The following is a 13,911-nucleotide window of genomic DNA, read 5'->3' as shown; positions in this document are numbered from 1 at the left end:
CCACACAAGCCACGCGACTTAACCATATTGGTGACAATTATGGGCGAGTTTGCCGGCAAATTGTGACGCTATAGGGGTCCTGAAGAACCTGAGGCAGCCTTGCGTTTCACCCACCGGATCGAGCGTTTCGCCCCCCAGCCACATTTGGCCGGCCGCCGCGCCGGGCAGGTGGCCGGGCTGTTGCTCGCGGCCGTGCTGGCCCCCGTGGCGGCCCGGGCTGAGACCCTGGTGGTGCTGGGCCGGCCGCTCGAATTGGCGCCGCCGCAAGGCTTCTGCCGCCTGTCGCCGGAAGCCCCGGCGGAAACCGCCCTGGCCGAGGCCTTGGCCGCGGCCGCCGGCCCCGCCCGGCACCAGGTGATGGCCTTCGCCGACTGCGACCAGCTCGAAGCCTGGCGTTCGGGTGGCGCCCCGGCACCGGCCCGCCTGGGCCAGATCGCCGGCCTGCTGAACGACGCGGGCGAACCCCATACGGTCGATGTCACCGCCAACCACCTGCATCAGATGCGCAAGGGAATGCCGCGACGCAGCGCCAGCGAAATCGCAGCCGTGCCCGGGCCCGTCGCCACGCTGGTCGAAGGCCAGGGCTATTTCATCACCGCACTCAATCCGGGGGGCGGCCGGCCCCTGTCGGTCGAGGCGGTCACGGTGGTCGCGGCGATGCCCCTGGCAATCGATCTTTCGCTCGCCCCGGCCGCGGGCACGGAGGCGATGGGCCGCCAGATCGCGGCCGCGGCCGGCGACCTCGCCGAGGCCGTGGGCGAGACCCTGGCCGTGAACGATGTCTTCGACGAGATCGAGACGGTGAGCACCGGCACCCAGTCCGCCTCGATGAACCTGCTGCCGGTGGTCGCCGGCTTCCTGGGCCTGTTCAGCCTGGCGGCCTTCCGCTCGCTCTGGCTTCTGCTGCGGGCACCGCGCAGCCGGATCTGAGGACCGGCCGCACGGCGGATCAGGGCAGCGTCAGCTTGAACAGGGGGACCAAGCGGGCCTGGTCACCGTCTTCGGGGAAGCGGAACACCAGGCGGCGCATCCCCGCCTCGTCGTTCTCGATCCGCGTCCACTCGACTTCGCCCTTCTCGACCGCCTTCACTTCGAGCCAGGGCCCACTGAGCGAAGCGAACTGGACGTTGCGCCCCTTCTTTTCTGCGACCAGCTTGTTGTAGGTGTCTTCCATGGCGGCGTCGGCGAACGGCTTTGCCGTCGTGATCTCCACCCGGAAGCGCCCGTCGGCCGACGAAAGGCGCCGGCCGCCGCCCTTGATCGCCTCGTCCTTGACCAGGAGCTTGGCCGGATAGGTCAGGACATAACCCGCCTTGGCATCGCGGAGTTCGGTCCAGCCGGCGGCTTCCGCCGCCTTGTCGGCCTCGGCCTTCAAGGCCGCCCAGTCGCCGGCGCCGAGCGGGCCGACGGGCGCGCGGCCGCGATCCTTCTGCCAGGCGGCCAGCGCCATACGGGGATTGCCCTCATAATCGTCGAGGATGAAGCCGGCCAGCGCCAAGGCGTGGATCAGGTCGTCCTCCGGCACCTCCACGTCGGGTGCCGCCGGCCCCACGAATTCCAGTGTGCCGTGGACCGTCGGCACGTCGTAGACGTCGGCCGCGACGGCGAAACGGCCGTTCGGCTTGCCATCGCGCAGGTCGACGTCGAGCACGACCCGCCCGCCGGTCGAGAAATTGCCGGTGAAGACGCAATGATCGAGCAGACAGTCGCCGCCCAGCGCGGCGAAACCTTCGGTCGGGCCCAGGGAAGCGATGAAGCCGTCGGCCCCCGCGGTGGCGCCGTAACTGTCCATCACCTCGTCGAAGGGACGGTATTCGCGGTGCACATCCAGGATGAAGTCGATCGGTGCCGCATAGGCGTCTGCCCGGGCGCGGAGCTGCCAACGCTCACGCTTCTCGGCCATCGCCCCCTCGGCCAGAGGCTTGGCCTCGCCGCCGCCCGGCACCCAACTGGCGGGCGGCACCGGCGGTGCTGCCGGCGGGATCGCGGGGGCGGTCTCGGGGACGGCGGGCGTCGCCGCCCCTTCGGCAAAGGCGACACCGGGCAGAGCCGCCGCCGCCGCCATCAGCAGCGCCGCGACAAAGCCGCGATCGACCAGACACACCATGACTTCCCCCTTGCCGGACCGGCACCCCGCGCCAGTCTGTCAGCGGCGGCGTGCGGCCACAACCCCTGCGATTATCGAACCGGCCGGATTCAAACCAGCCGGCCCCAGAGGTCGTATTCGCCGGCGGCCTCGATCGTGACTTCGACGATTTCGCCCGGGCGGAGACGCCGCGTCGGCTCTTCGATGATCACATTGCCGTCGATCTCCGGCGCATCGGCATAGGAGCGGCAGATCACGCCGTCCTCGGTATCGATCTCGTCGACGATGACCTGGAGCGTGCGGCCGACCTTGGCGTCGAGCTTCTCGATCGAGATTTCCTGCTGGAGTGCCATGAAGCGGTTCCAGCGCTCCTCCTTCACCTCTTCCGGCACGGCGCCGGGCAGGTCGTTGGCCGGCGCACCCGCGACCGCCTCGTAGCGGAAGCAGCCGACCCGGTCGAGCCGCGCCTCCTTCAGGAAGCCGAGGAGTTCCTGGAAATCCGCCTCGGTCTCGCCCGGGAAGCCGACGATGAAGGTCGAGCGGATGGCGAGGTCGGGCACGTCGCGGCGCCATGCGGCGAGGCGTTGCAGGACCTTCTCCTGGTTGCCCGGCCGGCGCATCGCCTTCAGCACCGAGGCCGAGGCGTGCTGGAACGGAATGTCGAGATAGGGCAGCACCTTGCCCTCGGCCATCAGGGGGATGACTTCGTCGACATGGGGATAGGGATAGACATAGTGCAGCCGCACCCAGGCGCCGAGTTCGCCCAATCCTGCCGCGAGATCGGTCATATGGGCGCGCCGCTCGCGCCCGCGCCATTCGGCCCCCTTGTGGCGCAGGTCGACGCCGTAGGCCGAGGTGTCCTGGCTGATCACCAGAAGTTCGCGCACGCCGCCGTTCACCAGGTTCTCCGCCTCGCGCAGCACTTCGTCGATCGGGCGCGAGACGAGGTCGCCGCGGAGCTGCGGGATGATGCAGAAGGAGCAGCGGTGATTGCAGCCTTCGGAAATCTTCAGATAGGCATAGTGGCGCGGCGTCAGCTTGACGCCGGCGGGCGGCACCAGGTCGAGGAAGGGGTCGTGGCGCGGCGGCACCACGCCGTGCACCGCCGTCATCACCTGTTCGTAGCGATGCGGCCCGGTCACCGCCAGCACGTTCGGATATTGCGACAGGATCAGGTCCGGCGTCGCGCCGAGGCAGCCGGTGACGATCACCTTGCCGTTCTCGGCCAGCGCCTCGCCGATCGCGTCGAGGGATTCCGCGCGGGCGGAATCGAGGAAGCCGCAGGTATTCACCACCACGACGTCGGCCCCGGCATAGTCCGGGCTGATCTCGTAGCCTTCGGCCTTGAGCTGGGTGACGATCCGCTCCGAATCGACCAGCGCCTTGGGGCAACCCAGCGAAACGAGACCGACTTTCGGGCCGGCCTTGGGCGCGGCGACTGATTTCGACATGATATTCCTGGGGGAAACGGCGTTCGGGCCTTTATGGGTGCGATGGCGCCATTCCGCAAGGCCCGGCCGTCAGCCTACCGTAAGCAAAGTGGCATAGGCTCTGCGCACGAATGACGGGTCCGTTCCATGCGTTTGCTTCTGCTTGAAGACGAGGGTGACCTGGCCACCCTGGTGGCCAACGGCCTGCATCAGGCCGGATTCTCGGTCGACCGCGCCGCTACGCTGGCGGAGGCGGAGGAGTTGACCCGCCACTTCCGTTACGACGCCATGGTGCTCGACCGCGGCCTGCCCGACGGCGACGGCCTCAGCCTGGTGCGCGGCCTCCGGCGCCGCCAGGACACGACCCCGATCCTGGTGCTGACCGCGCGGGACGACCTGGACGACCGTATCGACGGCTTGAACAGGGGCGCCGACGACTATCTGGTGAAGCCTTTCGCCTTGAGCGAAGTGGTGGCCCGCCTGCGGGCCCTGCTGCGCCGGCCCCATTCCGCGGTCGACTGTGTGCTGAGCCTCGGCGACCTCGCCTTCGATCCCGACACCCGGCAGGCCGAGGTGGATGGCAAGCCGATCTCGCTCTCGGTCCTCGAGGGCAATGCGCTGGAAATTCTGCTGCGGCGCGCCGGCAAGGTGGTCCGCCGCACCCAGATGGAGCAGAGCCTCTACGACTCCGGCACGGTGATCGGCTCCAATTCCCTGGAAGTCCTGATCCACCGCCTGCGCCGCAAGCTGGACGCGGCAGGCAGTGCCTGCGCCATCGTCACGGTGCGCGGCCTCGGCTATTTGCTTCAACCCATGCCGCCGCTGTGACCGGCGTATCGCTGCAGCGCCGCCTGGCGGTCAGAATCGGCGGCCTGTTCCTGCTGACCACGCTCGCCGCCATCGGCTTTGCCGTGCTCCGCGTGCGCGAACTCGGCCCGGCGCTCGACCGCCGATCGCTGCACGCCCAGTTCGCAGCAGTCGAGACGGCGCTGGCGGTCGGCCTGGACGGCGCCCCCTTCGTCGCCACCGAAAGCCCCGCCCTGACCGATTACGGCGGCCGGCCGGCCGACCCGCTCTATGCCGTCTACGACGCCGGCGGCCGCCTGATCGCCAGTTCGCCCGGTGCGGACGGCGAGCGTATCCTCAGCCATCTCCCCGACAACGGCGACGGCTTCTTCCAGTTCAGGCCCCAGCAGACCAACGATTTCGGCGACCTGCCGACCACCCGCGACGGGCTGGCCGGACACAGCGAAGCGACCGGCGCGCCGGTCGAGATCGCCGTGATCGAAGCCGCCAACCCGGACGACGAGCTGCTCGACGTCCTGTCGAGCGAGGCGACCGAAGACCTCCTCTATGTCGGCATTCCCTTCACCATCTTCACCGGCCTGATCGGCATCGCCACCATCCGCGGCAGCCTGTCGGTCGTCTCCGACGTGTCGCGCACCGCGGCCCGCATCGGCCTGGCGCCGCCCGGGCTGCGTCTCGATCGACCGGACATCCCGAGCGAAGTGCGCCCCCTGGTCCAGGCCGTCGACCGCATATTGGACCGGCTGGAGGGCGCGATCGATGCGCAGCGCCGCTTCACCGCCGAGGCCGCGCACCAACTGCGTACCCCCCTGGCGATCGCACTCGCCCGGCTCGACCAGGCGCCGGGCGGCATGGTGCCCGAGGCGGCGCTGCGCGACGATCTGGCTCGGCTGGAACGGCTGGTCGGCCAATTGCTGGCCGCCGCCCGCGCCGAAGCCGGCCTCTATGCCGGGGCCGAGAACCGCCTGTCCGCCCTCGACCTCGCCCGGGACGCAGTCGAGAGCATGGTGCCCCTGGCGCTGAACCGCCACTCCGACCTCGGCATCGAAGAACACGGCGATTTCACCGTCGCCGGCAATCGGGCCGCCCTCGAAGGGATGCTGGGCAACCTGATCGAAAATGCGCTGGATCACAGCCCGCCCGAGACTCAGGTCGATGTCGTGGTCGACGGCCGCGCGCGCAGCATCGCCGTCGCCGACCGTGGCCCCGGTGTCCCGCCCGAGCTGCGCGAGCGGATTTTCGAGCGTTTCTGGACCTCGGAGAAGCCTTCGGGGCGCAGCGGTACCGGCCTCGGCCTGTTCATCGCCCGTTCAATCGCGGCGAGCCACGGTGCCAGCGTCGCCATCTCCGACCGGCCCGGGGGCGGCGCCATTTTCACCGTCACCTGGACCAACAAAGAGAAGGACCTGACATGACCTCCGCCTTCACCCCCGTCCACCCCGTGATCCGGGCCATTCACTGGTCCGTCGTCGCCCTTCTGATCGCCCTCTTCGCGATCGCCTGGAGCATCGATTTCTTCGAACCCGGCGCGCTGAAGGCGTCGGTCGTGGCGGTGCACCGCTCGCTCGGCCTGATCGTCCTGGTACTCGCGGTGATCCGTCCGCTGGCCCGGATCGTCATCGGCATGCCGCCCGCCGAACCGGCGCCGCCCCTCGCCGCCCTGGCCGCCAAGGCGCTGCACCTCGCCCTCTATGCCGCGATCATCGTAATGCCGCTGGCCGGCTGGATCGCGACCAATGCCAACGGCTATCCGGCCGATATCTTCGGCATTCCGGTGCCGACTCTGACCGCCAAGGACGAAGGGCTGGCCGACCTCGCCTTCGAGGCGCACGAGGTGCTGGGCAATCTCATCGTCGCCGCCGTGGTGCTCCATGTCGCGGCTGCCCTGTGGCACCACGTGATCCTGCGCGACAACACGCTGCGCCGCATGCTGCCGACGCGCTCGTAAGGTCGGCGTAAGCGGAGGACGGCTAGACAGGTGCCGTCCTCCCCCCGACCGGGGAGCCTGCCAGAAGGAAGACCCCATGCGTTACCTGTCGCTCGGCCTTGCGTTTGCTGCCTTCGCCGTCGCCGCCCCGGCCTTCGCCGACTGCGCGGCCGATCTCACCTCCGCCCGTGCTGCCGTCTCCGCCACCTCCGATCAGGCCAAGGCCAAGGAATTGCAGACCCTGGTGGACCGGGCCGACATGGAACTCAATGCCGAGCATGACGAGCGCGAATGCCGCGACATCATGCGCGACGCCAAGAAGCTGATGAACTGAGCCGGGTACGCAACGCGATGCGCGCCCCCCTCTTCCTCGGCGCGGCTGCCCTCCTGGCGCCGGCCGCGGCCTTCGCCGACAGCACCTATCCGCTGATCAATTCCGAGACCACGATCGAGATCCAGAACGACGGCCTCGTCCATACCAACGATCCGGCGGGCAAGACCTACGACGACCTGCACATGAAGCTGGAGCAGGAGACCGGACTGTTCCTGACCCCGGAATTCGGCATCAAGTCGCAGATCACCGTGGAACCCCTGATGACGCCGGAGGGCAACCGCTTCTTCGCCAATACCGGCGCCTATCTCGAACAGCTCTATGCCCAGTACCGGACCAGCGTGGCCGGCGTCTATGCCGGCAAGTTCGACCCGCTGTTCGGCCGCGCCTATGACAATGCGCCGGGCATCTACGGCACCGATTTCGCCTCCGACTACGAGCTGACCGAGGCGGACGGCGTCGGCGGCGTGGTGAATTTCGGCAACGACCAACTCGGCCATTACGAGCTGCGCGGTGCCGCCTTCACCCTCGACACCACCTTCCTGTCCGAGAGCCTGTTCACCCGGCCGACCGGCACCAACCCGCGCACCGACCGGCCGCGCCGCTTCACCCTCGACCAGGGCGGCCTCTACAACACCGGCAGCCTGGACAATGTGGCCTTCGACCTCTCGGTCTTCGGCATTCGCGCGCTGCCCGGCCTGATGGCCTATGTCAGCTTCGAATCGCTCGGCAACGGCACCCCCGGCGCCAGCCGCCAGACCGGCGAAGCCGCCGGCCTCGAATACACGATCGATCTCGGCGACGACAACAGCCTGATCCCGCGCCTCGAAGTCGCCCATTTCGAGAATTTCGACGGCGATCCGGCGACCAACGCGCTCTATTCCACCGCCTCGGTGGAATTCGACCACGGTCCGTGGGATGTCGCCGCGATCGCCGGCGACCGCAAGTACCATGCGACCGAGGTCGGCGGTGCCGACTATCACGACCACCTGCGCGAAATCTCGGCCGGTTACACTTTCGAGGACGGCCCCAAGGTCGAACTCAGCGCCGCGACCGAGAGCGACAATGCAATCGCCAACACACTGATCGGCGCCAAGCTGACCTGGAGCCTCCGCACCCCCTAAGCCAGGGACACGCGGTAGGAAAAGACACGACTGGAGCCCGGCATCACCTCGAAGATGCCGGGCTTTTTCGTGAATTCGCCGTCGAAGCCGCGCGGACTGGCGAAGCCGGCCCAGGGTTCGAGGCAGAGATAGGGCGCCCCCGGCTTGGTCCAGATGCCGAACTGGCCGAAGCCTTCCCAGGTGAAGCGAATCGCCATCCGTTCCGTGCCGAAGCTGAGGCCCCGGCTGACCGGCGCCTCGAAGATCATTGCATCGGGCAAGAAAAGCTCATCGTCGAGCGCCAGCACCCGGCCCACGACCGGCGTCGGCTGCGGTTCGGGCAGGATCAGGCCCTGGTCGAGGCGGCGGATCGGCGCCGGCTCCTCTTGGTCGAAGCGGACGGCATGGGCTTCGCGCGGCGCCGACCTGTCCATCGGCCAGCGGAAGGCCGGGTGGGCACCGACACTGGCGGGCAGCACCTCGGCACCCGGATTGGCCACCTCGTAGGTGACCGAAAGGCCACCCGAATCGAGGGCGAAGGAAATATCGAGCCTGAAGGCGAAGGGATAGGCGCGCCGCGTCGCTTCCCCGTCGGTCAGGCGGAAAGTGGCGCGGTCGCTCGCCTGTTCGACCAGGGCGAAGGGCAGGTCGCGGGCGAAGCCGTGCTGGCCCATGGGGTAGGAGACACCCCGGTGCAGCAGCCGGTCGCCCGACAGGCGCCCGACGATCGGGAAGAGATTGGGCGCATGGCGGCGCCAGGGATCCAGGGCCGGCCAGATCAGTTCGCCCGCGCCCTCATGGGCGAGGGAGCAGAGTTCGGCGCCGAAGGGTTTCACGGCGGCGCGCCAGGGGCCGGCGGCGATGGTCAGGGCAGAGTCGGTCATGGCCGCATGGTCCTTTGCCCCGCGCCCCCTGGCAAGTCGGGCCGCGCCCCCCTATAAGCAGGGCATGTCCCTGCCAGCCCCTCTCGACATTCTGCACAAAGTCTTCGGCTTTTCCGCCTTCCGCGGCCGCCAGGCGGAGATCGTCGACCATGTCGTGGCCGGCGGCGACTGCCTCGTGGTCATGCCGACCGGCGGCGGCAAGTCGCTCTGCTACCAGGTGCCGGCACTCTGCCGCGACGGGGTCGGCATCGTCGTCTCGCCCCTGATCGCGCTGATGCAGGACCAAGTCGAAGCCCTTCGCCAACTCGGCGTGCGTGCGGCAGCCCTCAATTCCTCGCTCGACCCCGCCGAGGCGCGCACGGTCGAACGGGCGCTCCGCCAGGGCACGCTCGACCTCCTCTACGTGGCACCCGAGCGGCTGCTGACCGAGCGTTTCCTCGACCTCTTGGACGAATCCAAGATCGCCCTCTTCGCGATCGACGAGGCGCATTGCGTCTCGCAATGGGGCCACGACTTCCGGCCGGAATATCTCCAGCTCGAAGTGCTGCACCGGCGCTGGCCGGCGGTGCCGCGCATCGCCCTGACCGCGACCGCCGACGGCCCGACGCGGCGCGACATCGCCGAACGCCTCGGCCTGCAGGACGCGCCCCTGTTCATGGCCGGCTTCGACCGGCCCAACATCCGCTATACCGTGGTGCCCAAGGTCGAGCCCCGGGCCGGCCTGAAGCGCTTCCTCGATACCCACAAGGGCGAGGCCGGCATCATCTACTGCATGAGCCGCGCCAAGGTCGAGACCATGGCGGAATGGTGCGTCGACCAGGGTTACCTGGCGCTGCCCTATCACGCCGGCCTCGACCGCGAGATCCGGGCCAAGAACCACGACCGCTTCATCAAGGAAGAAGGCGTGATCATGGTCGCCACCATCGCCTTCGGCATGGGCATCGACAAGCCGGACGTCCGCTTCGTCGTCCACCTCGACCTGCCGAAGACGATCGAAGCCTATTACCAGGAGACCGGCCGCGCCGGGCGCGACGGCCTGCCGGCGGAAGCCCTTCTCTTCTACGGGATCGAGGATGTCGCGCGGCTGCGCCAGCTCATGGCCGGGTCCGAGGCGGCGGAAGCGCACAAGCGGGTCGAGCGCAGCAAGCTCGAAGCCCTGCTCGCCTTCTGCGAGACGGCGCGCTGCCGGCGCCAGGTCCTGCTCGGTTACTTCGGCGAGACCGAGACCAAGCCCTGCGGCAATTGCGACACCTGCCTGCACCCGGTGAAGACCAGGGACGGCACCATCGAGGCACAGAAGGCGCTCTCCTGCATCTACCGCACGGGCGAGCGCTTCGGCGCCATGCATGTGATCGACGTGCTGATGGGCCACGAGACCGAGAAGGTGAAATCCCTCGGCCACGACCAGATCAAGACTTTCGGCGCCGGCCGCGACCGCAGCAAGGAGAGTTGGCGCGGCACGCTCCGCCAATTGGCGGCCCTCGGCCTGATCGAAGTCGATCTGGAGCGTCACGGCGCGCTGGTCCTGACCGACGAGGCGCGGCCCGTGCTGCGCGGCGAACGCAAGGTCGAGCTGCGCGACGATCCGGTGACGCCCACGGTGAAGCGGAGCAGCCGGCGCAGCGCTGCCGCCGCCGACCGCCCGGCCATGGACAGCACCGAAGGCTCCCTCTTCGCCGCGCTGCGCGCGCTCCGCCTGGAACTCGCGCGGGAACAGGGCGTGCCGCCCTATGTGATCTTCCACGACACGACGCTCTACGAACTCGCGTCGCGCCGCCCGCTCGACCACCTGAGCTTCGCCGCGGTGCCCGGCGTCGGCCAGGCCAAGCTGGAGCGCTACGCCGACCGCTTCATCGAAGTGATCGAACATTTCGACGGCTGACGCGCGGGCGCCGTAGGGCACCGTGGCCTTTGCCCGCTGCCCTGCCTACGCTAGTGTCACTCGTCATCCGACGGAGGTTGCGGCCACCGCGGTCGAGGGAAGCCGATGAACGCCCGCCAGATCCTGATGCTGCCCGTCCATGTCCTGGCGCTGGCGACCGGTGCCAAGTCCTTCGTCGGCAATCCCGTCATCGGCAGCACCTTGCTCAACCGCCTAGGCCTCCATGTCGCCCGCATGGTGCTGGCCGACCGGATCATGGCCTTCCGCCGCCTGCTGCTCTCCGCCCTGGTGGCGCCCGAGGACCGCCAAGCCCTGCGCCGTGACGGTTTCATCCTGAAGCCCGACTTCCTGGCGCCCGAGGATCTCGCGGCGATCGAGGCCGAGGTACGGGCGATGAACGAACCCGCGCGCGAATGCTACCAGGGCGACACGGTCACTTGGCGCGTGCTGCTCGACGAGGACACGCTGTCGCGCCTGCCCGCGACCCGCAAGCTGATCGAGGACAGGCGCTATCGTCACCTGCTGTGCTATGTCGCCGGGCGGCTGCGGGTGCCGAGCCACTGGGTGCAGCGGATCCGTTCCGGCGTCCGGGCCGGCAAGCGCGACCCGCAGACCAATCTTCACGCCGACACCTTCCAGCCGAACATGAAGGCCTGGCTGTTCCTCGACGACGTGAGCGAGGACAATGGTCCCTTCACCTTTGTCCCCGGCTCGCACCGGATGACCTGGCGGCGCGTGAAATACGCCTATCGGCGCAGTATCGCCGAGGCGGGCGCCACCGACAGCTATTCCGCCCGCGGCTCCTTCCGTTTCGAGGAAAAGGATCTGGCCGAACTCGGCTTGCCGGCGCCCCGGGCCTTCGCGGTGACGCGGGGCACGCTCGTCGTCGCCGACACGGTCGGCCTGCACCGGCGGGGCGATTCCCGCCTCCGCCCCTCGAGCCGGCTGGAAATCTGGTCGATGTGCCGGACCAACCCGTTCAATCCGCTGCCCGGCCTGCCCTTCCGCTTTCTCGACCGGATCGACCTCGCGCTCTATCGCGCCTTCATGTCCTATCAGGACAGGAAGGCGGCGAAGCGCGGCACCAAGCCGAGCTGGCGCCCCGTGCCGAGGCGCTGACCGAGCCTATTTCCGCCGCATGGCGTCGAGCAGGGCGGCGCCGAAACTGCCCTGCTGGTTCTTCTCCTCGCGCTTCGGCGGCGGCGGGGCGCGGCGGGAATCGTTCGGGCGCTGCCCCTGGGGCGGCTGCGGCCGGCCACCATCGCGCGCCACCGGCTCGCCCTTGCGCATGGTCAGCGAGATGCGCTTGCGCTTCACGTCGACCTCGAGAACCTTCACCTTGACGACGTCGCCGGCCTTCACCACCTCGGCCGGGTCCTTCACGAAGCGGTCGGCGAGCTGGCTCACATGGACCAATCCGTCTTGGTGCACGCCGATGTCGACGAAGGCGCCGAAGGCGGCCACGTTGGTCACCGTGCCTTCGAGCACCATGCCCGGCTTCAGGTCGGTGATCTCCTCGACGCCGTCGGCGAAACTCGCCGTCTTGAATTCGGGCCGCGGGTCGCGGCCAGGCTTTTCCAGCTCGGACAATATGTCCTTCACCGTGGGCAGGCCGAAGCGGGCGTCGACGAAATCCGCGGGGTCGAGGGATTTCAGCAGTTTGGTGTCGCCCATCAGCGTGCGCAGGTCGCGGCCGCAGGCGGCGACGATCTTCTTGGCGACACCGTAAGCCTCGGGGTGGACGGAAGAGGCGTCGAGCGGCTCGGCAGCGTTCGGGATGCGCAGGAAGCCGGCGCATTGTTCGAAGGTGCGCGGGCCGAGGCGGGAGACGTCGAGCAGGTCCTTCCGGCTGCGGAAGGGACCGTTGGCGTTTCGATGGGCCACGACTGCCTCCGCCAATGAGGCGCCGAGGCCGGAAACGCGGGCGAGCAGCGAGGCGGAAGCAGTGTTGAGGTCGACGCCGACCGCATTCACCGCATCCTCGACCACGGCGTCGAGCGCCTTGGCCAGGCGGTGCTGGTCGACGTCGTGCTGATACTGGCCGACGCCGATCGACTTGGGCTCGATCTTCACCAGTTCCGCCAGAGGGTCCTGCAGGCGCCGGGCGATCGAGACGGCACCGCGCAGCGAGACGTCGAGATCGGGGAATTCCGCCGCCGCCAAGGCCGAGGCCGAATAGACCGAGGCGCCGGCTTCCGAGACCACCACCTTGATCGGCTTGTTGCCGGCCGGCAGGTCGCCGATCAGCTCGGCCGCCAGCTTGTCGGTCTCGCGGCTGGCGGTGCCGTTGCCGATCGCGACCAGTTCCACCTTGTGCTTCAGGATCAAGTGACCGAGGGTCGCCTGTGCGCCGCGGAGGTCGTTCTTGGGCTGGAACGGATAGACGGTGGCGGTCTCCAGCAGCTTGCCGGTGCCGTCCACCACCGCGACCTTGACCCCGGTGCGGATGCCGGGGTCGAGCCCCATGGTGGCGCGCGAGCCGGCAGGGGCGGCCAGCAGCAGATCCTTCAGGTTCCGCGCGAAGACATGGATCGCCTCTTCCTCGGCCCGCTCGCGCATCTCGTTCATGAGATCGATCGAGAGGTGGAGGGAGAGCTTCACCCGCCAGCACCAGCGCGCCACCTCGCCCAGCCATTTGTCGGCCGGGGTCGCCGCCTTGGGATCGATGCCGTAGGCGCCCATGATGCGCGCCTCGACCGGCTTCACCGGGGCGTCGCTGTCGGCATCCACCTCGATGTCGACGGTCAGGAAATCCTCGTTCCGGCCGCGCAGCATGGCCAGCGCCCGATGCCCGGCGACCTTGGACCAGGGCTCGACATGGTCGAAATAGTCGCTGAACTTGGCGCCGGCTTCGGCCTTGCCCTCGACCAGCCGGGCATGGACCCGGGCATTTTCCTTCAGGTAGTTGCGGAGGGAGCCGACCAGATCGGCATTCTCCGCCATCTGCTCGACGATGATGTCGCGGGCACCGTCGAGCGCCGCCTTCACGTCCGGCACCTCGTCGCCGAGATAGGCGGCGGCGGCTTCCTGGGGCACCAGGCGGCGGTCGGCCAGGATCGCCTCGGCGAGCGGGCCGAGGCCCTTCTCGCGGGCGATTTCCGCCTTGGTGCGGCGCTTCGGCTTGAACGGCAGATAGATGTCTTCGAGTTCGGCCTTGGTCGTCACCGCCTCGATCTTGGCGCGCAGCTCGTCGGTCAGCTTGCCCTGGCTCTCGATCGAATCGAGCACGGTCTTCCGCCGGTCCGAGAGATCGCGCAGATAGGTCAGCCGCTCTTCGAGGGTGCGGAGCTGGGTGTCGTCCAGCCCGCCGGTCGCTTCCTTCCGGTAGCGGGCGACGAAGGGCACGGTGGCGCCGCCGTCCAGCAGCTCGACCGCGGCCGCCACCTGTTCGGCCCTGGCGGCGATTTCGGCGGCGATGATGCGGGCGATGCGGGGATCGAGGACAGCCATGAATTCAGACT

General features: G+C 68.7%; 12 protein-coding genes. 8 read left to right on the top strand and 4 right to left on the bottom strand.

The features are described from left to right. Positions 1-99: 99 nt before the first annotated feature. Positions 100-930, top strand: a complete 831-nt coding sequence (locus tag WC493_RS03720; protein ID WP_373062647.1) for a hypothetical protein — start codon at positions 100-102, stop codon at positions 928-930. A gap of 19 nt (positions 931-949) precedes the next feature. On the opposite strand, the gene WC493_RS03715 is transcribed toward WC493_RS03720, so the two are convergent. Together WC493_RS03715 and rimO are read right to left on the bottom strand one after the other, a co-directional pair. Beyond that, complete coding sequence (locus tag WC493_RS03715; RefSeq protein ID WP_373062645.1) at positions 950-2,107, bottom strand: hypothetical protein; 1,158 nt, start codon at positions 2,105-2,107, stop codon at positions 950-952. Between the two features lie 89 nt (positions 2,108-2,196). Beyond that, a complete protein-coding gene (gene rimO / locus WC493_RS03710) occupies positions 2,197-3,537 on the bottom strand; it encodes a 30S ribosomal protein S12 methylthiotransferase RimO (protein WP_373062643.1) in 1,341 nt (446 codons plus the stop codon). A gap of 126 nt (positions 3,538-3,663) precedes the next feature. On the opposite strand from rimO, the gene WC493_RS03705 reads away from it, so the two are divergent. The 5 genes from WC493_RS03705 to WC493_RS03685 all read left to right on the top strand — a co-directional run bounded on the left by WC493_RS03705 (position 3,664) and on the right by WC493_RS03685 (position 7,705). Beyond that, positions 3,664-4,344: a response regulator gene (locus WC493_RS03705; RefSeq protein ID WP_373062641.1), complete on the top strand. Its 681-nt coding sequence runs from the start codon at positions 3,664-3,666 to the stop codon at positions 4,342-4,344. Further along, complete coding sequence (locus WC493_RS03700) at positions 4,341-5,738, top strand: sensor histidine kinase (RefSeq protein ID WP_373062639.1); 1,398 nt, start codon at positions 4,341-4,343, stop codon at positions 5,736-5,738. The genes WC493_RS03705 and WC493_RS03700 overlap by 4 nt, the downstream gene beginning before the upstream one ends. Then, positions 5,735-6,271 (top strand): cytochrome b, encoded by a 537-nt coding sequence (locus tag WC493_RS03695; protein ID WP_373062637.1) that lies wholly within the window; start codon positions 5,735-5,737, stop codon positions 6,269-6,271. Before WC493_RS03700 ends, WC493_RS03695 begins: the two co-directional genes overlap by 4 nt. Positions 6,272-6,347: 76 nt before the next feature. After that, positions 6,348-6,584, top strand: a complete 237-nt coding sequence (locus WC493_RS03690; protein WP_373062635.1) for a hypothetical protein — start codon at positions 6,348-6,350, stop codon at positions 6,582-6,584. A 17-nt stretch (positions 6,585-6,601) separates the two neighbouring features. After that, entirely contained in the window at positions 6,602-7,705 is a 1,104-nt protein-coding gene (locus tag WC493_RS03685) for a hypothetical protein (RefSeq protein ID WP_373062633.1), read from the top strand. Here the strand turns inward: WC493_RS03685 and WC493_RS03680 are convergent. Continuing rightward, positions 7,702-8,568, bottom strand: coding sequence for an aldose 1-epimerase family protein (locus WC493_RS03680; RefSeq protein ID WP_373062631.1), 867 nt, complete (start codon positions 8,566-8,568; stop codon positions 7,702-7,704). The two genes, WC493_RS03685 and WC493_RS03680, sit on opposite strands and share 4 nt — an antisense overlap. A 64-nt stretch (positions 8,569-8,632) precedes the next feature. On the opposite strand from WC493_RS03680, the gene recQ reads away from it, so the two are divergent. Both recQ and WC493_RS03670 read left to right on the top strand, forming a co-directional pair. Next, a complete protein-coding gene (recQ, locus tag WC493_RS03675) occupies positions 8,633-10,450 on the top strand; it encodes a DNA helicase RecQ (protein WP_373062629.1) in 1,818 nt (605 codons plus the stop codon). A gap of 105 nt (positions 10,451-10,555) precedes the next feature. Continuing rightward, positions 10,556-11,569 carry a phytanoyl-CoA dioxygenase family protein gene (locus tag WC493_RS03670; protein ID WP_373062627.1) on the top strand — a complete coding sequence of 338 codons (1,014 nt, stop codon included), beginning with the start codon at positions 10,556-10,558 and terminating at the stop codon, positions 11,567-11,569. A 6-nt stretch (positions 11,570-11,575) separates the two neighbouring features. On the opposite strand, the gene WC493_RS03665 is transcribed toward WC493_RS03670, so the two are convergent. After that, positions 11,576-13,900 carry a Tex family protein gene (locus WC493_RS03665; protein WP_373062625.1) on the bottom strand — a complete coding sequence of 775 codons (2,325 nt, stop codon included), beginning with the start codon at positions 13,898-13,900 and terminating at the stop codon, positions 11,576-11,578. Positions 13,901-13,911 lie beyond the last annotated feature (11 nt).

It is taken from the genome of Zavarzinia sp. (assembly GCF_041650655.1).
GTDB lineage: Bacteria > Pseudomonadota > Alphaproteobacteria > Zavarziniales > Zavarziniaceae > Zavarzinia.
The sequence above is the reverse complement of the archived record's forward strand: the minus strand, read 5'-3'. Positions and strand labels throughout refer to the sequence as shown.